Origin of the sequence: Streptomyces sp. NBC_01478, from assembly GCF_036227225.1 — a bacterium.
Classification (GTDB): Bacteria; Actinomycetota; Actinomycetes; order Streptomycetales; family Streptomycetaceae; genus Streptomyces.
Map to the genome: position 1 here is coordinate 5,918,799 of NZ_CP109444.1, position 22,467 is coordinate 5,941,265.

Consider the following 22,467-nt stretch of genomic DNA (forward strand, 5'->3'; position numbering starts at 1 on the left):
GGCCCTGCCCGGGGCCGGAGGAAGGGCGGGGAAAGGAGCGTGCGTGCCATGGATCTGGCCTTGCTGCGCACCTTCGTGACCGTGCACCGGGCCGGCTCCTTCACCCGCGCCGCAGCCCTGCTCGGCCTCTCCCAGCCGGCCGTGACGTCCCAGATCCGCACCCTGGAACGGCAGTTGGGCCGCCCCCTGTTCCTGCGCCAGGCCCGTGGGGTCACCCCCACGACCATGGGCGACGAACTCGCGCACAAGGCCGCGCCCCATCTCGACGCCCTCGTGGAGATAGCCGAGACCGGGCCCGACAACGACTCCTCGCTGCGCACCCTGCATCTCGCCGGTCCCCCCGAGTTCACCGCCGAGCGGGCGCTGCCCGCCCTCACGGAACTGACCGGGGAGGACGGCCAGGGCTTCGCGCTGCGCGCGTCCTTCGGGAATGCCGAGGAGACACTGGAAGGACTGGCCGCCGGACATCATGATCTGGCCATCAGCACGGCCCGTCCGCGGGGCGCTCTGCTCACCGCGACAACCCTCTGCGACGAGGAGCACATCCTGGTCGCCGCCCCTCACCGGGCGGAACAACTCGACCCCGAGAAGCTCGGCCCCAAGGACGCACCCGCCCTGGACGACCTCCCCGTGATCGAGGTCCACGAGTCGCTGCCCTTCGTCTCCCGCTACTGGGCCTCGGTCTTCGACTCCCGCCCGGCCGCCCCGGGCACCGTGATCGTGCCGGACCTCCGCGCGGTCCTCGCCTGCGCGATCGTCGGCGCCGGGCTCGCGGTACTGCCCCGCTATCTGTGCGCCCTCGCGCTGGAGCGCGGTGAGGTCGTCCCGCTCCACGAACCCGCGATACCGCCGCTGCGGACGTATTTCCTCGTGGTGCGCACCGGCACTCTCGCGATGCCGCACATCGCCCGGGCCCACGAGTGGCTGCAGCGGGCTGCCACCAACTGGTTCTGACCAGGGACTTTGCCGCCGCTCCACGACGAACCCGCTGGTTCCACGTGAAACATCACGCTCCGAACCGTCAAGGTCACGTCTTGCGATGTTTCACGTGGAACCAGCCGGGCCACATTTCTCCCATGACCGTCCGACCCGTGGTCAAGCGCACCGCTCGTGCCGTTCTCCTCGACGGCGACGCCCTGATCTTGATCAAGCGCACCAAGCCCGGTGTCGATCCCTACTGGGTCACGCCCGGTGGCGGGGTCGAACCCGGGGACACCACCGTCGTCGATGCCCTGCACCGGGAGGTGTACGAGGAGCTCGGCGCCAAGATCACCGATGTGGTGCCCTGCTTCGTGGACACCGTCGAGCACATCGGCGCGGACGCGGCCTCTACCGGCGTGAAGGTGCAGCACTTCTTCGTCTGCCACCTGGAGTCCATGGACCCGGCGCTACGACACGGCCCCGAAGTGGACGAGCCCCTCGGCGAGTACGAGATCGTCAGAGTGCCGTTCACCCGGGTCGGCATCGCGTCCGTCCACCTCGTGCCCCTGTCTCTACGGCACTACCTGGACGGCAACATCGAAGGGGTCCGCGCGATGCACGCCCCCGACCTGGGCTGACGCCTCCGGCACCGGGTCAGTCCCCGGCGGCCACCAACTCCTCGACCGAGTCGTGCCGTATGCGCTCCGCCGGGATGCCGACGTCCTTCAGGACATCGACACCGCTGCGGATCATCCCGGGCGGCCCCGAGACATAGGCGTCGTACCCGCCCCATGGCCCGTACGTCCGTATGGCGTCCGGGAGTTGGAGATGCGCCTGCTGGTCGACGACCGGCCGGACCGTGAGCCATGGATACGACTGCTGGAGCCGGAGCATCGTGTCGATGTCATAGAGGTCGTGATCGGTACGGGCGCCGTAGAACACCTCCACCGGGCGCCGCTCGCCGCGCTCGGCGACATCCTCGACCAGTGCCTTGATCGGGGCTATGCCGGTGCCACCGCCGACGCAGAGCAGGCCGCTGTCGGTGGTGTGGTCCACGGTCATCGAACCGGCCGGCGGCCCGAGCCGGATGACGTCGCCGGGACGGGCGCGGTGCACCAGCGCGTTCGAGACCCAGCCCGCCGGGACTGCCTTCACATGGAAGGTCAGCAGCCCGTCCGAGCGGGGCGCCGAGGCGAAGGAGTAGTGCCGCCAGATCCGCGGCCACCAGGGCGTCTCCAGGCTCGTGTACTGCCCGGCGAGAAAGGGATAGGGCTGGTCCGGGCGGAGGGTGACGACGGCGACGTCCCGGGTCCGGAGGTCATGGGTGACGACCTCCGCGTGCCACCAAGCAGGGGCGCGCAGTTCGTCGGCCGCGGCCGCGTCGATCATGACCTGCGAGATCGTCGTGTACGCCCGCACCCAGGCCGCCTCCGTCTCAGCGTCCCAGACGGCGGAGGCGTACTTGTTCAGCGCGCCGATGAGGCACTCGCCGACGGCCGGGTAGTGCTCGGCCCGGGTGCCGTACTTGCGGTGCCCGCGGCCGAGGTTCTGCAGATACGCGACGAGGACCTCGGTGTTGTCGATGTGCTCGGCGGCGGTGAGCAGCGCCTTGAGCAACCGGTCGCGCTGGGTGTCCATCGCCGCCGGGAACAGCGACCGCAGCTCGGGGTGGCGTACGAAGAGCAGCGCGTAGAAGTACGAGGTGACCTTGTCGGCCACCGGGCCGACCTCGGTCATGGTCCGGCGGATGAGTACGGCGTCCGGGGAGGCTGCCTTCTCGGTGACGGGACCGGCGGAACGCTGGGCGGGCACGCGCACGGGGGCGACCGAGGTGACCGTGGCAGCCTCGGCGACAGTCGGAGCGGGTGCGGCGGGCTCCGGGAGGGCGGGCTGCGGTGCGAGAGGCGGGGGCGCTGTCTGCGCGGGTGCGGGAGCCACGGGCCCGGCGGGAGGTGAGGGTTGCGGGACGGTCGCGGCCGACGGTATTCGCTGCTGTGCGGGCGCTACGGGCGCTACGTCCTGCTGAGCGGCGTACGGGCTCGGATCTGACGCGGCGCCGTCGCCACTCCGAACCGGCGGGGTGAACGGAGCAGGCGGCGTGGACAGGGCAGGCGGAGCTGGTGAGGTGGGCGGAGCCGGTGGGCCCGAACTCTCCGTGGGCGGAAGCTCTTTGCTCTCCAGCGCGGCCCTGCGGACCGGACGCAGCACGGCCGGGCGCCGTCCCCGTCCCTCCGTCGTTCTACGCTCTTCGCCCGGAGGCACCTCCGGCTGCTTGCGCGGACTGAACCAGCCGCTTCCGCCGTTGCCGCCGCCGGACGGGCCGTTGTCGGCCGACGCGGTGGTCGGAGCGTCCATGGTGTGCCTCGCCTCGAACATCTTTCGGTCGGTCTGCGCGCTTCCTCAGCCGGAAGCTGTCTGCTTTCCGCGCGGACGGCTTCCCTCTCCCCGTTCGATCAAGCTGCCGATACAGCCATATCCAACCCACATTCCCACCGCGTACGGACAAGTAAGGCGAGAGTGTGACATTGCCCGCAGTACTCTCACGCGGCGTCCGGCCCCGGACAAGAACCGGAGTCGACCCTACCGGCCCGTGCTTCGCACACACATGCCGCCTCGCTCCCCCACGAACAGAGCGAGGGGCGAACCATCGGTTCCCTCAACTACCGGGCGCCGCGCACCAATTCGTAGGCATCCCACAGATCCCGCCCCGCATAGGAGTGGGTCGCGAGGCCCGCCAGATGGCGATCCGCATTGACCGCGACGGAGACGGGCACGGCGCCGAACAGGTCCTTGTCCGACATCGAGTCTCCGTAGGCCACACAGTCCGCCCGCGTCACCCCGAACTCCTCACACAGTCGATCCGCGATCACCACTTTGGCGGCGGAGTTGAGGACGCCGGCCAGATCCATGGACGGCGCGGTGAAGGGTACGGCGGGAAAGAGCGATCCGTGTGCCGCGTGGGCGCCCCAGCCCGTGAGCCGTTCCACAAAGAAGGAAGGCGAGAGCGATACGACGGCGCAGTATTCACCGGCGTTCCTGATCTCGGCCCAGACCTCACGGATCCGCGCCAGCCAAGGGGCACCCTCGAAAGCTGCCGCCACATGCGCCTCGGTGAGATCCGCCCACAGCGTGTACACGCGGGTCGCGTACTCCGGCGGCCCGATCAGACCCGCCGAGATCTCCTGCTCGAGTTCCACCGTCTCTGACTCCAGGCCGAGTTGACGGGAGATCTCCAGGGGCGCGCTGGTTCCGTGCAGCAAAGTGCCGTCGAGGTCGAAGAGATGAAGTCTCGCCATGAGCCATGAGATTAGTGGGAGGACCTGTGGCGCCTTCGGCGAGCCTGCCGGATGCTCGCCTTCGCCGGTGTTTCACGTGAAACATCCGGCTTCTGCCGATGCGTTGCGTCGTTGATCACGAGATGGCCAAAAGCACGTACGTCTCACCGGAAACAGGTGGACGCCGACATCGCGTGTCAGACAGCCTGACCTGCGTGCCGACTCCTTCCCTCGCCGCTCTGCCCATCCGCCGGCTGACGCTCCGCGATCGCCTCGCCTGCGCCGACCTGTCCGAGGACCGGGGGTGGCCACGCGAGGAACACAAGTGGGGCTTCCTCCTGAGCGCCGGGAAGGGTTACGGCATCGACGCTCCCGACGGCGGCCTCGTCGCGGCATGCGTCACCACGGAGTACGGCCCACAGGACCGCCCGGATCTCATTGCCATCGGCATGGTCCTGGTCGCCGAGCGGTACGCCCGGCAGGGCGTGGGACGCCGGCTGATGCGCCACCTGATCTCGGCGATGGGCACCACACCACTGACCCTGCACGCGACCCCGAACGGCCGCCCGCTCTACGAGGAGCTCGGCTTCAAGGTCATCGGCCGTGCCGAGATGCTGCGCGGCCATTTCACACCTGCCGGGCCTGAGTCCCGGATCGCCACCCGCGCGGCGACGGCCGAGGACCTCACCGGCATCCTGCGCCTCGACGAGGCGGTGTTCGGCGCCGATCGCACGCCCCTCATCACACGACTGCCCGCCTTCGCCGACCAGTTGAGGGTGGCGGAGGAGAACGGCCGGATCATCGGCTACGCGGCCGCCTGGCCCAACATGGACACCCAGGTCGTGGGCCCGCTGATCGCACAGAACGCCGAGACGGCGAAGGCCCTCCTGGCCTCACTCGCCGCCCGCACCGACCGTCCGCTGCGCACCGACATCGACGTACGCCACGAAGACCTGTTGTCCTGGGCGAAGGAACGCGGACTCGCCCCCATCGCCTTCAACGCCGTGATGACGTACGGCATCCCGGAGTTGCCCGGCGACTGGACCCGGAGGTTCGCTCCCCTGACGGTCGCGGCCGGCTGACGGTCCCCGAACACGGAGAACGCCGGCTCCCGACCTCATCGGGAACCGGCGTTTCATCGGCCTGAGACGTCAGACGACCGCCTCTACGGCGGCCTGGGCGAAGCCGTGGTCCTGCGTCGGGGCGCCGCCACCGACGCCGATCGCCCCGATCAGCCGGCCGTCACGGTGCACCGGGATGCCGCCCGCGATGAACAGCAGCGGCCGGTCGAGCGCGGTGGGCAGGGTGTGGAAGAGGCCTCCGGGCTGGACGGCGTCGACCAGGTCGGCGGTGGGCGCGTTGAGCTGGAGCGCGGTGTACGCCTTGCGGGTGCTGGTCTCACCGGAGATCAGCACAGCCTGGTCGTCCCGCTGGAAGGCGAGCAGATGACCGCCGGCGTCCAGCACGGTGATGCTCACGGTGACCCCGGCGGCCTCCGCGGCTCGGCGAGCCTCGGCGACGAGCGCTTCGGCGTCCTGGATGGTCAGCGGGGCTACGGCGGTGGTGGTGCTCATCAGGGTTTCTCCTTGCGGGTGTTGCTGTTTCTGGTGTTGGTCGGAGTGTCCGGCGTTGGTCGGACGGTCAGGGCCGGCAGGCATGCGCGGGGACGGCCCTGGCCCCGCGTCTCCCCGCTCCGGCCCGGCGGGGTCAGTGGTGGACGGCGGCCCGCTGCGCCGCGCTCGGTGTGCCGCCCGCCACGACGGCGCCGTGGGCGCTGGTGCGGCGTTCCAGGGCGGCCGAGAGGATCGCGAGGACCAGGGCGGCCGCGGCGAGGGCGGCGCCGACCCAGTTCGGGGCGGTGTAGCCGAAGCCGGCCGCGATGACGATGCCGCCGAGCCAGGCGGAGAGCGCGTTGCCGAGGTTGAAGGCGCCGATGTTCACGGCCGAGGCCAGCGTCGGGGCGCCGTGTGCCTGGTCGAGGACCCGCTTCTGCAGCGGCGGCACGGTGGCGAAGCCCAGGGCACCGATGAGGGCGATGGTGACGGCTGCGGCGATCTTGTTGTGCGCGGTGACCGTGAAGAGCGCGAGCACGACAGCCAGGGCGCCGAGCGAGACGTAGAGCATGGGCATGAGGGCGCGGTCGGCGAACTTGCCGCCGACGAGGTTGCCGCCGACCATGCCGAGGCCGAAGAGGACGAGCAGCCAGGTGACGGAGCCGTCGGCGAAGCCGGCGACGTGGGTCATCATCGGCGCGATGTAGGTGATGGCCGCGAAGACGCCACCGAAGCCGAGGACGGTCATCGCCATGGCGAGCAGGACCTGGGTGTTCTTGAAGGCGGCCAGTTCGTGCCGCAGTCGTACGCCCTCGGGCTTGGGCAGGTCGGGCACGAGCTTGGCGATACCGGCCAGGCCGATCACGCCGAGGCCCGCGACGATGGCGAAGGTGACCCGCCAGCCGACGGACTGCCCGACGAGGGTGCCCAGCGGGACGCCGATGACATTGGCGACGGTCAGCCCGGTGAACATCATCGCGATGGCTCCGGCCTTCTTGTCCGGGGCGACCAGCTCGGCCGCGACGACCGAGCCGATGCCGAAGAAGGCGCCGTGGGCGAACGAGGCGACCACGCGGCCGATCAGCATCACCGAGAAGCTGGGGGCGACGGCGGAGAGCAGGTTGCCGAGGATGAACAGGCCCATCAACAGCATCAGCATCCGCTTGCGGGGGACCTTGGTGCCGAGCACGGTCATCAGTGGGGCACCGATCACCACACCCAGCGCATAGCCCGTGACCAGCAGTCCGGCGGTAGGGATGGAGACGCCGAAGTCGCCCGCGACCTGGGGCAGCAAGCCCATGATCACGAACTCGGTCGTACCGATTCCGAAGGCCCCGATCGCGAGGGCCAGAAGCGCGAGAGGCATGTGGAGGTACCCTTCCCAGAAGATTGCAGGAGCGCTTTGCGTGCGTTCACAATAGTTGCAGACGCGTGCTATATGCAAGCGCGGACTATTTCACCTGTGCTCTATCCTGGGTTCAGCCGCTCCTGGACGGAGGAAACGCCAATGACAGCGACGGACCCCGCGCTCACCGCCCTCGCCCAGGGCTGGTGCGCCCTCTCCTTGTTGCACGGGAGGATCGAGGCGCACATCGAGCGCGCCCTGCAGGCCAAGCACGACCTGAGCATGCGCGAGTACTCGCTGCTGGACGTGCTCAGCCGACAGCACGACGGCGAGGGAGGGCATCTGCAGATGCGGCAGGTCGCCGACGCGGTCGTCCTCAGCCAGAGCGCCACCACCCGCCTGGTCACCCGGCTCGAGGACCGCGGCCTGCTCGCGCGGTACCTGTGCCCGACCGATCGCCGGGGCATCTACACGAACGTCTCCGAGGCAGGCCTCACGCTGCTCGAAGAGGCCCGCCCGACCAACGACACCGCGCTGCGCGAAGCGCTCGACGCGGCGGCCGCGAACCCCGAACTGGCGCCACTGGTCCGGGTCGTGGAGTCGATGAACGTGCCCGCGTAGGTCCGTCCCGCACCGCACTCCGACCGCTGCCTAAGGTGTGACCATGGGAGATCTTGAGATACGGGCCGCGGTCACCAAGGACGTCCCCACCATCGTCGGCATGCTCGCCGACGATCCCCTAGGCGCCCAACGCGAGTCACCGGACGACCTGACGCCCTACCTGGCCGCACTGGACCGCCTGACCGTCGACCCGAACCAGCACCTCGTCGTCGCCGTCCGCGAGGGTCGCGTCGTCGGCACCCTCCAGCTCACGGTCATTCCAGGGCTGTCCCGCAAGGGCGCCACGCGCTCGATCATCGAGGCCGTACGCGTCCACGCGGACGAGCGAGGCAGCGGCCTGGGTACGCAGCTCATCGAGTGGGCGATCGCCGAGTCACGCCGCCAGGGCTGCCAACTGGTTCAACTGACCTCTGATGTCACTCGCACCGACGCCCATCGGTTCTACGAGCGGCTCGGCTTCACCGCCTCACACGTGGGCTTCAAGCTGCCTCTCTGAAAAGCCCTCCCGAAGAAACCCCTCCTCCGAAGAGAGCGAGGCGTCCGGCCGACAGCAGGAGGCGCCATGTTTCACGTGAAACACGACGCCTCCCCGACTGCGCCGGCTAGCGAATCCCCCGCCACCCCTCCGAGTCCACCCCACCCGGCACAGAAGCACTCTCGTCGTACGGCTGACGCGTGAAGACGAACGATCCGAGGTCCAGGTGGATCAGGGACCCGTCCGGGCGCCGTACGGGCCGCAGGAGCTCTCCGGCGTAGTAGCCCTCCAGCCCGGTCCAGGTGCCGTCACCGTTGGCCCGGAATCGCGAACGGCGGCCCTTGCCGGCCAGCGGCTCCAGCGAGGCCCCGCCATCCGCCGTCAGCCGCAGGGCGAACCCGTGCGTACCCCAGTACCACTGCCCCGCCAACTCCAGTACGGCGGCGTCGACTTCGGGCATCGGGCGCCATGACTCGGGAATCCTCGGCTCGGCCTCGGCGACGATACGGACGAGATCGGCGCCCGCCGATGCCAGCAGCGGTCCGGAGGTGCAGTTGGCCAGCACCACCGCCGCGACGTCGTCCGCCAGGCTGATGCTGAGGTTCGCCAGGAAGCCGGGCAGCGAACCGGAGTGGCCGATGAGCAGTCGGCCGTCACGGTGCTGGACTTGCAGGCCGAGACCATAGGCGGAGCCGTCCACGACATCGGCGGCCTCGGCCGGTGCCGCTGGGGTCCGCATCTCCCGCACGGACTCCGCGCTCAGCACCCGGTCGTCCCCGTTGGCCAGGAAGACGGCGAACCGGGCCAAGTCACCAGTGGTGGACCAGAGCTGACCGGCCGGCGCCATCAGACCGAGGTCCACGGCGGGTTCCGGCAGCAGTGCGTCGGCCCACGGGTGCACCGCCCAGCCGCCCGCGTGCGGTGCCTCGGGCTGACCACTCGTGCGATGGAGGCCCAGCGGTTCGAGCACTTCCCGCCGGAGTACGTCCTCCCAGGGCGCACCCCGCAGCTCCTCGACGAGCGCGCCCAACACCGTGTAGCCGGGGTTCGAGTAGTGGAACCGGCGGCCGACCGGATGCAGCAGAGGCTGATCGCCCAGCACATCGCGGAGTTCGGGGCGCAGGGAACCGGGCGTCCGTTCCCACCAGGGTGCGGGTGACTCGGCCGCCAACCCGCTTGTGTGCGCGAGCAGTTGGGCGATGGTGGCCTCACCCGCGCCGGTGCCCGGCAGATGCTTCTCCAGGGGGTCACCGAGGTCGAGGACGCCCTCGTCGCGCAGCCGCAGCACCAGGACGGCAGTGAACGTCTTGGTGATCGAGCCGATCCTGTACTGCACGTTCTCGTCCGGCCCGTGCCCTTCCACCGAGGTCCGCGCGCCGTGCCACACCGTCCGCCCGTCCCGCACCACCGCGGCGACCAACGACGGCGCCCGCCCCTCGGCCTGGGCCACGGCGATCCGATGCAACAACGCCCGGCGGGTGCCGGGAAGCAAGTCGTCCTGAGATGTCGTCATGCCCCCAGTCCATCCGGCGGGACGACCGTACGTCGAGCACATTTCTCAGGAAACGGCACCGGGTCGGCCGCCCGCACTCACCCGCTCAGGTCTGCGCCATGTCGACGAAGCGCGAGTAGTGGCCCTGGAAGGCGACGGTGATCGTCGCGGTCGGGCCGTTACGGTGCTTGCCCACGATGATGTCCGCCTCGCCCGCGCGCGGGGACTCCTTCTCGTACGCGTCCTCACGGTGCAGCAGGATGACCATGTCGGCGTCCTGCTCGATGGAGCCGGACTCACGCAGGTCGGACACCATCGGCTTCTTGTCCGTGCGCTGCTCGGGACCACGGTTGAGCTGCGAGAGCGCGATCACCGGGACCTCCAGCTCCTTCGCCAGGAGCTTGAGGTTACGGGACATGTCCGAGACCTCCTGCTGTCGGCTCTCTTGGCGCTTGGAGCCACCGGCCTGCATCAGTTGCAGATAGTCGATGATCACCAGCTTGATGTCGCTGCGCTGCTTGAGCCGACGGCACTTGGCGCGGATCTCCATCATCGACAGGTTCGGGGAGTCGTCGATGTAGAGCGGTGCCGACGACACCTCGGGCATCCGGCGTGCCAGTCGCGTCCAGTCCTCGTCGGTCATGGTGCCGGAGCGCATGTGGTGCAGGGCGACCCGGGCCTCGGCGGACAGCAGACGCATCGCGATCTCGTTGCGCCCCATTTCGAGGGAGAAGATGACGCTCGGCAGGTTGTGCTTGATCGACGCCGCGCGGGCGAAGTCGAGCGCGAGCGTGGACTTACCCATGGCGGGACGGGCCGCGATGACGATCATCTGGCCCGGGTGCAGACCGTTGGTGAGCGAGTCGAGGTCGGTGAACCCCGTGGGCACACCGGTCATCTCGCCGCTGCGTGAGCCGATCGCCTCGATCTCGTCGAGCGCGCCCTCCATGATGTCGCCGAGCGGAAGGTAGTCCTCGCTGGTCCGCTGCTCGGTGACCGCGTAGATCTCGGCCTGGGCCCGGTTGACGATCTCGTCGACGTCGTCGTCGGCCGCGTATCCCATCTGTGTGATGCGCGTGCCGGCCTCAACCAGGCGGCGCAGGACGGCCCGCTCGTGGACGATCTCCGCGTAGTACTCCGCGTTCGCCGCCGTGGGCACGGTCTGGACGAGCGTGTGCAGATACGATGCGCCGCCGACCTTGTTGATCTCACCGCGCTTGGTGAGTTCGGCGGCGATGGTGATCGGGTCGGCCGGCTCGCCCTTGGCGTAGACGTCGAGGATCGCCTGGTAGACCGTCTCGTGCGCCGGCTTGTAGAAGTCGTGGCCCTTGAGCACCTCGACGACGTCCGCGATGGCGTCCTTCGACAGAAGCATGCCGCCGAGCACGGACTGCTCGGCATCGAGGTCCTGCGGGGGCACGCGCTCGAAGGCGGAACCCGCGCCCTCCCACTCGCCGCCTTCCCGGCCGCGGTCGTGCTGTTCGTCGCGGCCCCGGCCTCCTTCACCGCGTCGCCGGGAAGCGGGCAGACGATCACTGGGACCGCTGTCGGCCCACGGGTCGTCCAAGGGCTCGGAAATACTCAACCGAGCCACCTCCTCCCGTCCGCCGAGCGGACCTCGCCGTGCCCCTTATTTCTACGGCACGGCACTGACAAATGAGACGCCCAACTCCGGTACGGGCGCGTCGGTTTTGTGTTGGTTCTCAGTCCGACTGACGGGGCGGGTTCCGGTCCACCGTAGGCCCGCGGGCACCGTCAGCCAATCTGGTTATCCACAGGCCATGTGGACGACGGCCCGGATGCTGTGGAGAACCCGTCAAAACCTGTGCACGACCCGGTGGACAGCCCTGTGAACAAGACCTCGCCGCTTCGATCGAACCCAACCTGACCTGCACCTTTCCCATCCACCGGCTGTGCAGAAGAAAAACTTTCCACATCGGACCAAGATCGCTTCGAACAGTGCGCGAGAGGACACGAGGCGAGATCAGAGGTAAGGGTCACAAAGCAATTGCATCTCTTACCTGTGGACGATTAGATTAGTGCTCATGACACAGGCTCCCGCGGCCACCAGGGCCACCCGACGACAGCAGGACCGAGAGATCGTCACGCTGGCCGTCCCGGCCTTCGGCGCGCTCGTCGCCGAGCCCCTCTTCGTCATGGCCGACAGCGCGATCGTCGGCCATCTCGGCACGGCACAACTCGCCGGACTCGGCGTGGCATCCGCCCTCCTGACGACGGCCGTGAGCGTCTTCGTCTTCCTCGCCTACGCCACCACGGCGGCCGTCGCCCGACGGGTCGGCGCGGGTGACCTCCAGGCCGCCATCCGCCAGGGCATGGACGGCATCTGGCTCGCCCTGCTGATCGGCGCCACCGTCATCGCCGTCGTCCTCCCCTCGGCACCCGCTCTCATCGGACTCTTCGGCGCCTCGGACACCGCGGCCCCCTATGCGACGACCTATCTGCGGATCTCCTCCATCGGCATCCCGGCCATGCTGATCGTCCTCGCTGCCACCGGAGTCCTTCGCGGACTGCAGAACACCAAGACACCGCTCTACGTCGCCGTCTCCGGCTTTGTCGCCAACGGCGTCCTCAACGTGGGACTCGTCTATGGCGCCGACCTCGGTATCGCCGGCTCCGCCTGGGGCACCGTCATCGCCCAGTGGGGCATGGCTGCCGTGTATCTCGTCGTGGTCGTCCGCGGAGCGCGTCGGCACGGCGCCTCCCTCAGTCCTGACGCCGCAGGGATCAGAGCCTCGGCCCAGGCCGGCGCACCTCTCCTTGTGCGCACGCTCTCCCTGAGAGCCATCCTCCTGATCGCCACGGCTGTCGCGGCCCGCCTCGGAGACGCCGCCATCGCCGCACACCAGATCATCCTGTCCCTGTGGTCCCTGCTGGCTTTCGCCCTCGACGCCATCGCGATCGCGGGCCAGGCGATCATCGGCCGCTATCTCGGCGCGGACGACCCCCAGGGCGCCCGAGCCGCATGCCGCCGCATGGTGCAGTGGGGCATCGCCACGGGAGTGGTGCTCGGCCTCCTGGTGATCCTGTCCCGCCCACTCTTCCTCCCGCTGTTCACCAGCGACCCCACCGTCAAGGACACCGCCCTGCCCGCCCTGATCATGGTGGCGCTCTCCCAGCCGATCTGCGGTGTCGTCTTCGTCCTGGACGGGGTGTTGATGGGCGCGGGAGACGGGCCGTATCTCGCCGGGGCGATGGTGGTGACCCTGGCGGTCTTCGCTCCAGTGGCCCTGCTCGTGCCGATCCTCGGTGCTGGACTGACCGCACTCTGGGGAGCGATGACCCTGATGATGGCGGTGCGGATGTTCACGCTCCTGCTGCGCGCTCGCTCGGGGCGCTGGGTCGTCACGGGCGCGACCCGCTGACCGTTTCACGTGAAACACCGCGCACTGGCATGTTTCACGTGAAACATGAGCGCCGTAGCGCCGCCCCGAACGCACCACAGGGCAGTGTCCCGTCCCGAACACAGCAGAGGGGCCGCACCCCAACGGGTGCGGCCCCTCTCTCAGCTATGCCGAGCGCAGCGGTCAGGCCGCGATGACCTCGATGTTGACCTTGGCGGCAACCTCGGGGTGCAGACGCACGGACGTCTCGTGGGCGCCCAGGGTCTTGATCGGAGCAGACAGCTCGATGCGGCGCTTGTCGACCTCGGGGCCACCGGAAGCCTTGATCGCGGAAGCGATGTCGGCCGGGGTGACGGAACCGAAGAGACGACCGGCGTCGCCGGAGCGGACGGCCAGACGGACCTTGACGCCCTCGAGCTGGGCCTTCACGGAGTTGGCCTGCTCGATGGTCTGGATCTCGTGGATCTTGCGAGCACGACGGATCTGCTCGACATCCTTCTCGCCACCCTTGGTCCAGCGGATAGCGAACTTCCGCGGGATCAGGTAGTTGCGAGCGTAACCGTCCTTGACGTCGACGACGTCGCCGGCGGCACCGAGGCCGGAGACCTCGTGGGTGAGGATGATCTTCATTTGTCGGTCACCCTTCCCTTATCGCGCGGTGGAGGTGTAGGGCAGCAGCGCCATCTCACGGCTGTTCTTCACAGCCGTGGCGACGTCACGCTGGTGCTGCGTGCAGTTGCCGGTGACGCGGCGGGCACGGATCTTGCCACGGTCGGAAATGAACTTCCGCAGCATGTTCGTGTCCTTGTAGTCCACGTACTGGACCTTGTCCTTGCAGAATGCGCAGACCTTCTTCTTCGGCTTGCGCACAGGCGGCTTCGCCATGGTGTATCTCCTGTGTGATCAAGAAGTGTGGGTACGACCCACCCTCGGCCCGAAGGCCTAGAAGGGGGGTTCGTCCGAGTAGCCGCCGCCACCGCCACCGCTGGCGCCGCCGGAGTTTCCACCCCAGCCGCCGCCACCGCCGCCGCCCTGGTTGCCACCGGCGGGAGCGCCGGTAGCCCACGGGTCGTCGGCGGGAGCGCCGCCGGCCGGCTGGCCGCCGCCGGAGTTTCCACCCCAGCCACCGCCACCCTGGCCGCCACCACCGCCACCGCCGAAGCCGCCGCCCTGGCCACCGCGAGCGCCACCGGCGGTCTTGGTGACCTTGGCCGTGGCACTGCGCAGGCTGGCGCCGACTTCTTCGACGTCCAGTTCGTAGACCGTGCGCTTGACGCCCTCACGGTCCTCGTAGGACCGCTGCTTCAGCCGGCCCTGCACGATGACGCGCATGCCTCGCTGGAGCGATTCGGCGACGTTCTCCGCCGCCTGACGCCAGACCGAGCAGGTGAGGAAGAGGCTTTCGCCGTCCTTCCACTCGTTCGTCTGGCGGTCGAAGGTGCGGGGAGTGGACGCGACACGGAACTTCGCGACCGCCGCACCGGAAGGGGTGAAGCGCAGCTCGGGGTCGTCGACAAGATTGCCGACGACCGTGATGACGGTCTCGCCTGCCATGGGGGAACCTCTCGGCGGGTTTGCTGCTGGCTGCTTGGTGCTGCTACTCGAATCCCGAGATCAGTTGAGCAGGATGCTCAGTGGGTCTCGGGGCGGAGGACCTTGGTCCGGAGGACCGACTCGTTCAGGTTCATCTGGCGGTCGAGCTCCTTGACGACCGCAGGCTCGGCCTGCAGGTCGATGACCGAGTAGATGCCCTCGGGCTTCTTCTTGATCTCGTACGAGAGACGACGACGGCCCCAGGTGTCGACCTTCTCCACCTTTCCGTTGCCCTCACGGACGACGGAGAGGAAGTTCTCGATCAGGGGGGAGACAGCGCGCTCCTCCAGATCGGGGTCGAGGATGACCATCACTTCGTAGTGACGCATGTGGAACCCACCTCCTTTGGACTCAGCGGCCACGGTCGTTCCGTGGCAGGAGGGTTGTGATGCGTAAGCAACAGTGTGTGCCAGTAAAACAGCCGCCACTGACATCGGGTGCCCCTCGCGGGGATTCCGAGCCGTGGCATGGGCAGACACCAGTGCAGAGGGTACAGAGTACCCGCACACCGGCTTCCGGTTGAAATCCGGTGGCGGAGAGCGTCAATCTGTACACATCGGGTGTGTCCGGCGCGACGATGCGCCGCCTTCCGCAGGAGGTGCCACATGGCACAGGCATTGCGACCCAACACCGCCGGCTCTCTCTTCGCCACAGACGGCAAGCCCCATCCGCTCCAGGACACGCTGCTCGCGGTGACCCTGGTGCTCGGACTGACCGCGTTCATCACGGGCTTCTTCCACAGCCTGCATCTGCTCAGCTCCTGGACCGGCCTGCTGGGGATCCTCACCGGCGCGTACGGGCAGTGGATCTCCGAGACGACGAGGGAGCGCTTCGGCCTGATCCTGGGTCTCGGTGCCGCGGGTGTCGGCTTCTTCCTCGGCATGGCGCACGGTGGCCTGTTCGGCGGCGTCATCAGCTAACGGCCCGGAAGCCGGCGGGTCAGAAGCCGACGGCCAGGACGCCGTAGTCCGAACTCCACGTAAAACAGCACGGAACGCCTTGGCGGCCGACAGGCCGAGGCGAAGGTTGCATACGCCCAGTCGGGGCGCTCGCAAGGCGCAGTAGGCTTCGGCGCGAGAGCCGGAGCCCCTGTACCCATGGGGACACACCAGCCCGAGGAGCGCCCCGAATGAGCCTGACCCTGAGGACCATCAGCCGTGAGCAGCATCTGGCATTCATCCAGAGCCTGCCCTCGGCTAGCCACATGCAGGTCCCGGCGTGGGCTGATGTGAAGGCGGAGTGGCGCTCCGAGAGCCTCGGCTGGTTCGACGAGCGGACCGGCGAGCTGGTCGGCGCGGGGCTGGTCCTCTACCGGCAACTCCCCAAGATTAAGCGCTACTTGGCCTATCTGCCCGAGGGCCCGGTCATCAACTGGTTCGCGCCGAACCTGGACGAGTGGCTCCAGCCGATGCTGGCCCACCTCAAGCACCAGGGCGCCTTCTCCGTGAAGATGGGCCCGCCGGTCATCATCCGGCGCTGGGAGGCCATCTCCATCAAGGCGGGCATCCAGAACCCGGACGTGAAGCGACTGCGCGACATCGAGGCCGACTTCATCGAACCGCGCGCCTTCGAGGTGGCCGACAAGCTGCGCCGTATGGGCTGGCAGCAGGGTGAGGACGGCGGCGCCGGCTTCGGCGACGTCCAGCCGCGCTACGTCTACCAGGTGCCGCTGGCGAACCGCTCCCTGGAAGAGGTCCACAAGAACTTCAACCAGCTCTGGCGCCGCAACATCAAGAAGGCCGAGAAGGCCGGTGTCGAGGTCGTCCAGGGCGGCTACCACGACCTCGAGGAATGGCAGCGGCTGTACGAGATCACGGCCCTGCGCGACCACTTCAGGCCCCGCCCGCTGTCGTACTTCCAGCGCATGTGGACGGCCCTCAACACCGAGGACCCCAACCGGATGCGGCTGTACTTCGCCCGGCACGACGGCGTGAACCTGTCGGCGGCGACGATGCTCGTGGTCGGCGGACACGTCTGGTACTCCTACGGCGCCTCCGACAACATCGGGCGTGAAGTCCGGCCCTCGAACGCGATGCAGTGGCGGATGCTGCGTGACGCCTACGCGCTCGGCGCCACCGTGTACGACCTGCGCGGCATCTCCGACTCGCTGGACGAGACCGACCACCTCTTCGGTCTGATCCAGTTCAAGGTGGGCACCGGCGGGCAGGCCGCCGAATACCTCGGCGAGTGGGACTTCCCGCTCAACAAGCTGCTCCACAAGGCGCTCGACATCTACATGTCGCGCCGCTGACCTGACGGTCCTCGCTTCGGTTTCGATAGCGTCGACAGCTCTCATTACTCCTGATACACCGCAGCCACCCGAAAGGTTCCAGGTCCGGCCATGGCGCTCACGCTCTACGTCGACACTGCTCGCTGGCGGGCGCATCACAAGCACGTTGCCGGGCAGTTCCCGGGGCTCGTCCCGGTCTGCAAGGGCAACGGCTACGGCTTCGGGCACGAGCGGCTGGCCGAGGAGGCGACCCGGCTCGGCGCGGACGTCCTCGCCGTCGGTACGACGTACGAGGCCGCCCGGATCAAGGACTGGTTCGGCGGTGACCTGCTGGTGCTGACGCCGTACCGCCGCGGCGAGGAGCCCGTACCGCTGCCGGACCGGGTCATCCGCTCGGTGTCGTCCATCGACGGTGTCTACGGCCTTGTGGGCGCCCGTGTGGTCATCGAGGTGATGTCCTCGATGAAGCGTCACGGTGTCAGCGAGCAGGAACTGCCGCAGTTGCACTCCGCCATAGAGAACGTGCGCCTGGAGGGCTTCGCCATCCACCTCCCGTTGGACCGCACCGACGGCTCGGACGCCGTCGAGGAGGTCATCGGCTGGATGGACCGTCTGCGGGCGGCCCGGCTGCCGCTGCACACGATGTTCGTCAGCCACCTCAAGTCGGAGGATCTGGCCCGGCTGCAGCAGCAGTTCCCGCAGACCCGCTTCCGGGCCCGGATCGGCACCCGGCTGTGGCTGGGGGACCACGAGGCCACCGAGTACCGCGGCGCGGTCCTGGACGTCACCCGCGTCTCCAAGGGCGACCGCTTCGGCTACCGGCAGCAGAAGACGGCCTCTGACGGCTATCTGGTGGTCGTGGCGGGCGGTACGTCGCACGGGGTGGGCCTGGAGGCCCCCAAGGCGCTGCACGGCGTCATGCCGCGCGCCAAGGGCGTCGCCCGCGCCGGCCTGGCCACGGTCAACCGGAATCTTTCTCCGTTCGTCTGGGACGGCAAGCAGCGCTGGTTCGCCGAGCCGCCGCACATGCAGGTCTCGATCCTGTTCGTACCGGTGGAGGCGGCCGAGCCGAAGGTGGGCGAGGAACTGGTGGCCCATCTGCGGCACACCACCACGCAGTTCGACCGCATCGTGGACCGCTGAACCCCTTCACAGCAGCCGAAAAGGCCGTACACGGAGCTTCCCGTGTACGGCCTTTTCGCGTGGTCTCTCCGTCTTTCGTGGGCTCCTGGCACCCTGTTCGCTCAGAGCGAACGGTCGGCCGTTCCCTCACTGCCCCACTCCACCTGCGGCCCGTCGAAGGGGGCCGCGTGCCGCCCGGGACGGGCGGCGGCTCCGAACACGAACGCGTCCTCCGCCCGGTCGAGCACGCCGCCCGAGGGGTCGTCGTCGCCCGCCAGGCGCACCACGTCCCGCTCCGGCATGAGGATGTCGCGCACGATCACGGCGCACAGGTAGAGCGTGCCCAGCAGGTGCAGGCCGATGGCCCAGTGGTAGCCGTCGGTCGGCAGGCCCTTGTGGGCGTCTCCGCTGGTCGTGTACGCGAGGTACAGCCAGATGCCCAGGAAGTACGCCACCTCGCACGCCTGCCAGATCAGGAAGTCCCGCCACTTCGGCCGGGCCAGCACGGCCAGGGGGACCAGCCACAGCACGTACTGCGGCGAGTAGACCTTGTTGGTCACGATGAACGCCGCGACGATCAGGAAGGCCAACTGAGCGAAGCGCGGCCGGCGCGGAGCCGTCATCGTGAGTGCCGCGATGGCACCACAGCACAGCAGCATCAGCAGGGTCGCGAACGTGTTGACGGTGTCGGTGCTGAGCGGGTCGGTGGAGTTCTGGGCCAGGATCAGCCAGAACGACCCGAAGTCGACGCCCCGTTCCTGGCTGAACGTGTAGAACTTCGACCAGCCGTCGAAGGCGAAGAGCATCACCGGCAGGTTCACCGCCAGCCAGGCGACGACGGTTCCGCCCAACGCCTTCCCGAAGTCCCGCCACTTGCCCGCGCGCCAGCACAGCAGGAACAGCGGGCCGAGCAGGAAGACGGGATAGAGCTTGGCGGCCGTTGCAAGGCCCAACAGGACGCCGAACGCGAGGGAACGGCCCCGCGACCACATCAGCATCGCCGCGGCCGTCAGAGCGACCGCCAGCAGGTCCCAGTTGATGGTGGCGGTGAGCGCGAAGGCGGGCGCCAGGGCGACCAGCAGGCCGTCCCAGGGGCGCCGGGCGTGCGTGCGGCTGACGCATACGACGATGACGGCCGCGCACACCATCAGCATCCCGGCGTTGACCATCCAGTACCACTGTTCCTGGTGCTGGATGCTGCCGCTGCCCGGCGTGAGCCAGGCGGCCACCTCCATGAACACACCGGTCAGCACCGGGTATTCGAGGTACTGCATGTCTCCGGGAAGCTTGTCGAAGTACGGCACGAGCCCGTCGGCGAAACCACGCCCCTGATAGAGGTGCGGGATGTCCGAGTAGCACGCGTGCGTGTACTGCGAGCTGGCGCCGAAGAACCAGCCGCTGTTGTAGCAGGGCGCCTTCTGCACCAGGCCGAGGGCGAAGATGCCGATCGCCACCAGCGCGACGACCCGTACGGGAGTCCACCAAGACGTCCCCAGGAGAGCGCGCCGGCCGATGGGGCCACCGATCAGTTCACTGCCGGCGGCGGCGACCTGATCGTCCTTGGTCGGCAGTACCGGATCGGGCTCGTGCACGCTCGTGGGCGTCAGTTCTGCACTGGGCATGGGGCACATCCTGCCGTACGCACCTAGGAGCGTGCCGTCAGCACCTGAGATTCGCCGCCGCCCCCGGTTGGTGCACAAGGCCGTGATCGGGCGGCCCCGCTGGGGGTGCCGTTCCCCCAGGAGGTGCGGACGTGGCTCCTCATGAACGACGGCAGGACCGAGTGGCGTTGACCGGAGGGGAAGCCGACTCACCCAGACATACGCCGAGGGCCGCCGCACCCGATGGGTGCGGCGGCCCTCGTTTCACGTGAAACATCCCGTGAAGGGTGTTTCACGTGAAACACCCTTCACGAGCGATATGGCAGCTAGCCGGTTGAGCCTCCGAAGATGCCCCCATTGTCACTGCCTCTGTTACTGCCGCTGCTTTCCGTGGCAGTGGCCGTGGCCGATGGTGAGGTCGTCGTACCTCCGTCGGTGCCACCGTCGTTGCTGCACTGCCAACTGAACTTGCAGGACTCGGTGGCCGAAGGCGTCGCGCTCGGCGTCGTCACGATGGGCGTCTCGCTCGGCGTCTCGCTGGGCGTCTCGCTCGGCGTCACAACGGGCGTCGGAGTGGGAGACGGTGCGCCGGACTCGTCCTCGACATTGTCGATCTTGGTGGCGTCCGGGAAGCCGAGGTCGGACTTCCCCTTCAGCGCGGACTCCATGTACTCGGTCCACACCGCCGTCGGGATGTCACCACCGTGGATGGACGCCACGCCTGCCGTGCCGTTCATGGAGAGGAGTTGGGCGTCCTTGGGGTTCTCCCTGAACATCGCGATCGACGTCGAGAGCTGCTGGGTGTAGCCGACGAACCAGGCCGACTTGTTGCTGTCGGTGGTACCGGTCTTGCCGGCCGCCGTACGGCCCAGAGCCTTCGCGTTCTTGGCCGTACCGTTCTGGATGACGTTCTCCAGGGTGTTCGTGACGTTGTTCGCCACGTTCTCCGGCATCGCCTGCTTCACGGCCGGCTTGGTGAAACCGGACACCGGCTGCCCGCCCTCCTTCACGGCCGTCACCGAGTACGGGTCCGCCTGCTTGCCGGACGCGGCGAACGTTGCGTACGCGTCAGCCATCCGGATCGCGCTGGGGGTCGAGGTACCGATGGCGAAGGACGGGTTGAGCGTGGCGAAACTGTCGTCCAGTATCCCGGACGCCTTGGCCACGTCCCGCACCTTCGAGTTCCCGACGTCCATGCCCAACTGCACGAACGGCGTGTTGATGGACTGCTCCATCGCCTTGCGCAGCGAGATGTAACCCCAGGGGTAGTTGCTCTCGTTGTTCTGGTAGAAGATCGAGTTGTCCTTGTTCAGGACATATGTGCCGTCCTGGTTTCTGACCTTGAGATGGTCGTCGCCGTTGTACTTGCTCAGCGGCGAGATACCGACGCCGTCGGTCTTGTACGTGCCGTACTCCATGGCGGCGGCGAGCACGAACGGCTTCCAGGTCGAACCCACCGGGACACCCGAGGTGTCGGCGTTGTTGGTGAAGTGGCCGTTCTCGTAGCCGTCACCGCCGTAGAGGGCGACGATCGCGCCGTCCTTGGGCACCACCGACGCCGCTCCGAACTGGACGTACTTGTCCAGGTCGCGCTTCTTCGGATCGATCCGGTCCTTCTGGATCTTCTTCACGGCCGCGCTCAGTTCGTCGACCTTGTCCTTCTGGAAGGTCGTGTAGATCTGATAGCCGCCCTGGTCGAACTCGGTCTGTGAGATGTCCGAGTGGTTCAGGACGTACTTCTTGGCCGTGTCCACCAGGTAGCTGATCTGGCCGGTCATGCCCTTGGTCGCCTTGAGCCCCTGGGGCATGGGGTACTTCTTGATGGCCGTCTGGTACTCGGCGTCCGTGATGCGCTTGTCGTCGTGCATCTGCTCCAGGATCCAGGCCCAACGCGCCTTGGAGCGGGCGGTGTTGGACTTGGCGTCCGCCGCCGGGTCGATGTTCGTGGCGCCGATCGGGTCGTAGTACGTCGGCCCCTTCAACAGGGCCGCCAGGAAGGCGCACTGGCTCGGCGTCAGCTTGACCGCGTCCACGCCGTAGTAGGTCTGCGCGGCGGCCTGTATGCCGTAGGCGCCACGGCCGTAGTACGAGGTGTTCAGGTAGCCCTGCAGCACCTGCTGCTTGCTGAGCGACGTCCCCACCTTGATGGAGATGAACATCTCCCTGAGCTTCCGGGTGACCGTCTGTTCCTGGCTCAGGTAGGTGTTCTTGACGAACTGCTGGGTGATCGTCGAGCCGCCCTGCGTCTGACCGCCCCGGGCCATGTTGGCCAGGGCACGGGCGATGCCCATGGGGTCGACGCCCGAGTCCGTGTAGAAGCTCTTGTTCTCGGCCGAGATCACCGACCACTGCATGGCCTTGGGGATCTCCGCGATGTTGATGTTCTGGCGGTTGGTGCCGGTGCCCGTGGCGACCATCTGGTCACCGTTCGACCAGTAGTAGACGTTGTTCTGCGACTTGGCCGCGGTGTTCTCGCTGGGGATGCCGACCATGGCGTAGCCAACACCGACCGCGGCCACGAGGCTGCCGAAGAAGAAGAGACACAGGCCGGAGACAAGCTTCCAGGAGGGCATCCAGCGGCGCCATCCGTACTTGTCGAAGCGCGGATAGTCGATGAACCGCTTCTTGCCGGGCGCGGGAGCGCGGCCTCTGCCCCGGCCGGGCCCGTTCGGGCCCCCTGGACCTTGACCGGCGGGCTCTCTGCGGCGGCCACCGCCTCTCTGGGCAGCCCGGCGGGCTTCGGCGCGGCTGCCGTACTGGCGCTCTTCACCCCCCGGCTCGGCGGAGTTGGACCCATAGGCGTCGGAAGGAGACCCGGTGGTGGCGCCTCGCGGTGCCGCGCGGCGGCCGGAGGTCGGTCCGGGCTGGCCGCGTCGG

21 protein-coding genes are annotated in these 22,467 nt (G+C 68.3%); 9 read left to right on the top strand and 12 right to left on the bottom strand.

Translation table 11 applies throughout. The features are described from left to right. Positions 1-48: 48 nt before the first annotated feature. Positions 49-954, top strand: a complete 906-nt coding sequence (locus OG223_RS26745) for a LysR family transcriptional regulator (RefSeq protein ID WP_329253614.1) — start codon at positions 49-51, stop codon at positions 952-954. A 122-nt stretch (positions 955-1,076) separates the two neighbouring features. Beyond that, a complete protein-coding gene (locus OG223_RS26750; protein WP_329253616.1) occupies positions 1,077-1,559 on the top strand; it encodes an NUDIX hydrolase in 483 nt (160 codons plus the stop codon). Positions 1,560-1,575: 16 nt separating this feature from the next. Here the strand turns inward: OG223_RS26750 and OG223_RS26755 are convergent, their stop codons facing one another. Next, positions 1,576-3,276 (bottom strand): globin domain-containing protein, encoded by a 1,701-nt coding sequence (locus tag OG223_RS26755; protein ID WP_329253618.1) that lies wholly within the window; start codon positions 3,274-3,276, stop codon positions 1,576-1,578. Between the two features lie 305 nt (positions 3,277-3,581). Next, positions 3,582-4,217 carry an HAD family hydrolase gene (locus tag OG223_RS26760; RefSeq protein ID WP_329253621.1) on the bottom strand — a complete coding sequence of 212 codons (636 nt, stop codon included), beginning with the start codon at positions 4,215-4,217 and terminating at the stop codon, positions 3,582-3,584. Between the two features lie 194 nt (positions 4,218-4,411). Between OG223_RS26760 and OG223_RS26765 the strand changes: the two genes are divergently transcribed. Continuing rightward, entirely contained in the window at positions 4,412-5,278 is an 867-nt protein-coding gene (locus OG223_RS26765; RefSeq protein WP_329253624.1) for a GNAT family N-acetyltransferase, read from the top strand. Positions 5,279-5,347: 69 nt separating this feature from the next. Here OG223_RS26765 and OG223_RS26770 read toward each other — a convergent pair whose 3' ends face one another. Further along, a complete protein-coding gene (locus OG223_RS26770; RefSeq protein ID WP_329253627.1) occupies positions 5,348-5,770 on the bottom strand; it encodes a GlcG/HbpS family heme-binding protein in 423 nt (140 codons plus the stop codon). Positions 5,771-5,903: 133 nt separating this feature from the next. Then, the gene (locus OG223_RS26775; RefSeq protein ID WP_329253629.1) at positions 5,904-7,115 is read right to left on the bottom strand and encodes an MFS transporter; all 1,212 of its coding nucleotides are present in this window, start codon (positions 7,113-7,115) and stop codon (positions 5,904-5,906) included. A gap of 141 nt (positions 7,116-7,256) precedes the next feature. Here OG223_RS26775 and OG223_RS26780 point away from each other — a divergent pair, with 141 nt between their 5' ends. Then, positions 7,257-7,715, top strand: a complete 459-nt coding sequence (locus OG223_RS26780; RefSeq protein ID WP_329253632.1) for a MarR family winged helix-turn-helix transcriptional regulator — start codon at positions 7,257-7,259, stop codon at positions 7,713-7,715. Between the two features lie 43 nt (positions 7,716-7,758). Next, the gene (locus tag OG223_RS26785) at positions 7,759-8,211 is read left to right on the top strand and encodes a GNAT family N-acetyltransferase (protein ID WP_329253635.1); all 453 of its coding nucleotides are present in this window, start codon (positions 7,759-7,761) and stop codon (positions 8,209-8,211) included. Between the two features lie 106 nt (positions 8,212-8,317). Here the strand turns inward: OG223_RS26785 and OG223_RS26790 are convergent, their stop codons facing one another. Together OG223_RS26790 and dnaB are read right to left on the bottom strand one after the other, a co-directional pair. Beyond that, positions 8,318-9,703, bottom strand: a complete 1,386-nt coding sequence (locus tag OG223_RS26790) for a serine hydrolase domain-containing protein (RefSeq protein WP_329253638.1) — start codon at positions 9,701-9,703, stop codon at positions 8,318-8,320. A gap of 85 nt (positions 9,704-9,788) precedes the next feature. Continuing rightward, positions 9,789-11,267, bottom strand: a complete 1,479-nt coding sequence (gene dnaB / locus OG223_RS26795; protein ID WP_329253641.1) for a replicative DNA helicase — start codon at positions 11,265-11,267, stop codon at positions 9,789-9,791. 460 nt (positions 11,268-11,727) lie between these two features. Here dnaB and OG223_RS26800 point away from each other — a divergent pair, with 460 nt between their 5' ends. Beyond that, positions 11,728-13,065: an MATE family efflux transporter gene (locus OG223_RS26800; protein ID WP_329253643.1), complete on the top strand. Its 1,338-nt coding sequence runs from the start codon at positions 11,728-11,730 to the stop codon at positions 13,063-13,065. A gap of 162 nt (positions 13,066-13,227) precedes the next feature. On the opposite strand, the gene rplI is transcribed toward OG223_RS26800, so the two are convergent. The 4 genes from rplI to rpsF all read right to left on the bottom strand — a co-directional run bounded on the left by rplI (position 13,228) and on the right by rpsF (position 14,966). After that, positions 13,228-13,674, bottom strand: coding sequence for a 50S ribosomal protein L9 (gene rplI / locus OG223_RS26805; RefSeq protein WP_019073380.1), 447 nt, complete (start codon positions 13,672-13,674; stop codon positions 13,228-13,230). 18 nt (positions 13,675-13,692) lie between these two features. Continuing rightward, entirely contained in the window at positions 13,693-13,929 is a 237-nt protein-coding gene (gene rpsR / locus OG223_RS26810) for a 30S ribosomal protein S18 (protein ID WP_006381652.1), read from the bottom strand. 57 nt (positions 13,930-13,986) lie between these two features. Continuing rightward, positions 13,987-14,598, bottom strand: a complete 612-nt coding sequence (locus tag OG223_RS26815; protein ID WP_318017437.1) for a single-stranded DNA-binding protein — start codon at positions 14,596-14,598, stop codon at positions 13,987-13,989. A gap of 77 nt (positions 14,599-14,675) precedes the next feature. Next, positions 14,676-14,966: a 30S ribosomal protein S6 gene (rpsF, locus tag OG223_RS26820; protein ID WP_006604399.1), complete on the bottom strand. Its 291-nt coding sequence runs from the start codon at positions 14,964-14,966 to the stop codon at positions 14,676-14,678. Between the two features lie 276 nt (positions 14,967-15,242). On the opposite strand from rpsF, the gene OG223_RS26825 reads away from it, so the two are divergent. From OG223_RS26825 to OG223_RS26835, 3 genes are all read left to right on the top strand, one after another. Further along, the gene (locus tag OG223_RS26825) at positions 15,243-15,557 is read left to right on the top strand and encodes a hypothetical protein (protein WP_329253652.1); all 315 of its coding nucleotides are present in this window, start codon (positions 15,243-15,245) and stop codon (positions 15,555-15,557) included. A gap of 209 nt (positions 15,558-15,766) precedes the next feature. Then, on the top strand, positions 15,767-16,888 hold the full coding sequence (gene femX / locus OG223_RS26830) for a peptidoglycan bridge formation glycyltransferase FemX (protein ID WP_329253655.1): 1,122 nt from the start codon (positions 15,767-15,769) through the stop codon (positions 16,886-16,888). Between the two features lie 90 nt (positions 16,889-16,978). Beyond that, a complete protein-coding gene (locus OG223_RS26835; protein WP_200683147.1) occupies positions 16,979-18,010 on the top strand; it encodes an alanine racemase in 1,032 nt (343 codons plus the stop codon). A 101-nt stretch (positions 18,011-18,111) separates the two neighbouring features. Here OG223_RS26835 and OG223_RS26840 read toward each other — a convergent pair whose 3' ends face one another. After that, positions 18,112-19,620, bottom strand: a complete 1,509-nt coding sequence (locus OG223_RS26840; RefSeq protein WP_329253658.1) for a glycosyltransferase family 87 protein — start codon at positions 19,618-19,620, stop codon at positions 18,112-18,114. A gap of 296 nt (positions 19,621-19,916) precedes the next feature. Beyond that, positions 19,917-22,163, bottom strand: a complete 2,247-nt coding sequence (locus tag OG223_RS26845; RefSeq protein ID WP_329265490.1) for a transglycosylase domain-containing protein — start codon at positions 22,161-22,163, stop codon at positions 19,917-19,919. Between the last annotated feature and the right edge of the window lie 304 nt (positions 22,164-22,467).

Bases quoted from the DNA above. Each gene is read 5' to 3' on its own strand.
- OG223_RS26825 (WP_329253652.1), top strand. From the start codon at position 15,243: ATGGCACAGGCATTGCGACCCAACACCGCCGGCTCTCTCTTCGCCACA.
- rpsR (WP_006381652.1), bottom strand. From the start codon at position 13,929: ATGGCGAAGCCGCCTGTGCGCAAGCCGAAGAAGAAGGTCTGCGCATTC.
- OG223_RS26745 (WP_329253614.1), top strand. From the start codon at position 49: ATGGATCTGGCCTTGCTGCGCACCTTCGTGACCGTGCACCGGGCCGGC.
- OG223_RS26755 (WP_329253618.1), bottom strand. From the start codon at position 3,276: ATGGACGCTCCGACCACCGCGTCGGCCGACAACGGCCCGTCCGGCGGC.
- OG223_RS26780 (WP_329253632.1), top strand. From the start codon at position 7,257: ATGACAGCGACGGACCCCGCGCTCACCGCCCTCGCCCAGGGCTGGTGC.
- OG223_RS26815 (WP_318017437.1), bottom strand. From the start codon at position 14,598: ATGGCAGGCGAGACCGTCATCACGGTCGTCGGCAATCTTGTCGACGAC.
- OG223_RS26760 (WP_329253621.1), bottom strand. From the start codon at position 4,217: ATGGCGAGACTTCATCTCTTCGACCTCGACGGCACTTTGCTGCACGGA.
- rplI (WP_019073380.1), bottom strand. From the start codon at position 13,674: ATGAAGATCATCCTCACCCACGAGGTCTCCGGCCTCGGTGCCGCCGGC.
- OG223_RS26800 (WP_329253643.1), top strand. From the start codon at position 11,728: ATGACACAGGCTCCCGCGGCCACCAGGGCCACCCGACGACAGCAGGAC.
- OG223_RS26775 (WP_329253629.1), bottom strand. From the start codon at position 7,115: ATGCCTCTCGCGCTTCTGGCCCTCGCGATCGGGGCCTTCGGAATCGGT.
- OG223_RS26835 (WP_200683147.1), top strand. From the start codon at position 16,979: ATGGCGCTCACGCTCTACGTCGACACTGCTCGCTGGCGGGCGCATCAC.
- femX (WP_329253655.1), top strand. From the start codon at position 15,767: ATGAGCCTGACCCTGAGGACCATCAGCCGTGAGCAGCATCTGGCATTC.
- OG223_RS26790 (WP_329253638.1), bottom strand. From the start codon at position 9,703: ATGACGACATCTCAGGACGACTTGCTTCCCGGCACCCGCCGGGCGTTG.
- OG223_RS26785 (WP_329253635.1), top strand. From the start codon at position 7,759: ATGGGAGATCTTGAGATACGGGCCGCGGTCACCAAGGACGTCCCCACC.
- rpsF (WP_006604399.1), bottom strand. From the start codon at position 14,966: ATGCGTCACTACGAAGTGATGGTCATCCTCGACCCCGATCTGGAGGAG.
- OG223_RS26750 (WP_329253616.1), top strand. From the start codon at position 1,077: ATGACCGTCCGACCCGTGGTCAAGCGCACCGCTCGTGCCGTTCTCCTC.
- OG223_RS26845 (WP_329265490.1), bottom strand. From the start codon at position 22,163: ATGCCCTCCTGGAAGCTTGTCTCCGGCCTGTGTCTCTTCTTCTTCGGC.
- OG223_RS26840 (WP_329253658.1), bottom strand. From the start codon at position 19,620: ATGTGCCCCATGCCCAGTGCAGAACTGACGCCCACGAGCGTGCACGAG.
- OG223_RS26770 (WP_329253627.1), bottom strand. From the start codon at position 5,770: ATGAGCACCACCACCGCCGTAGCCCCGCTGACCATCCAGGACGCCGAA.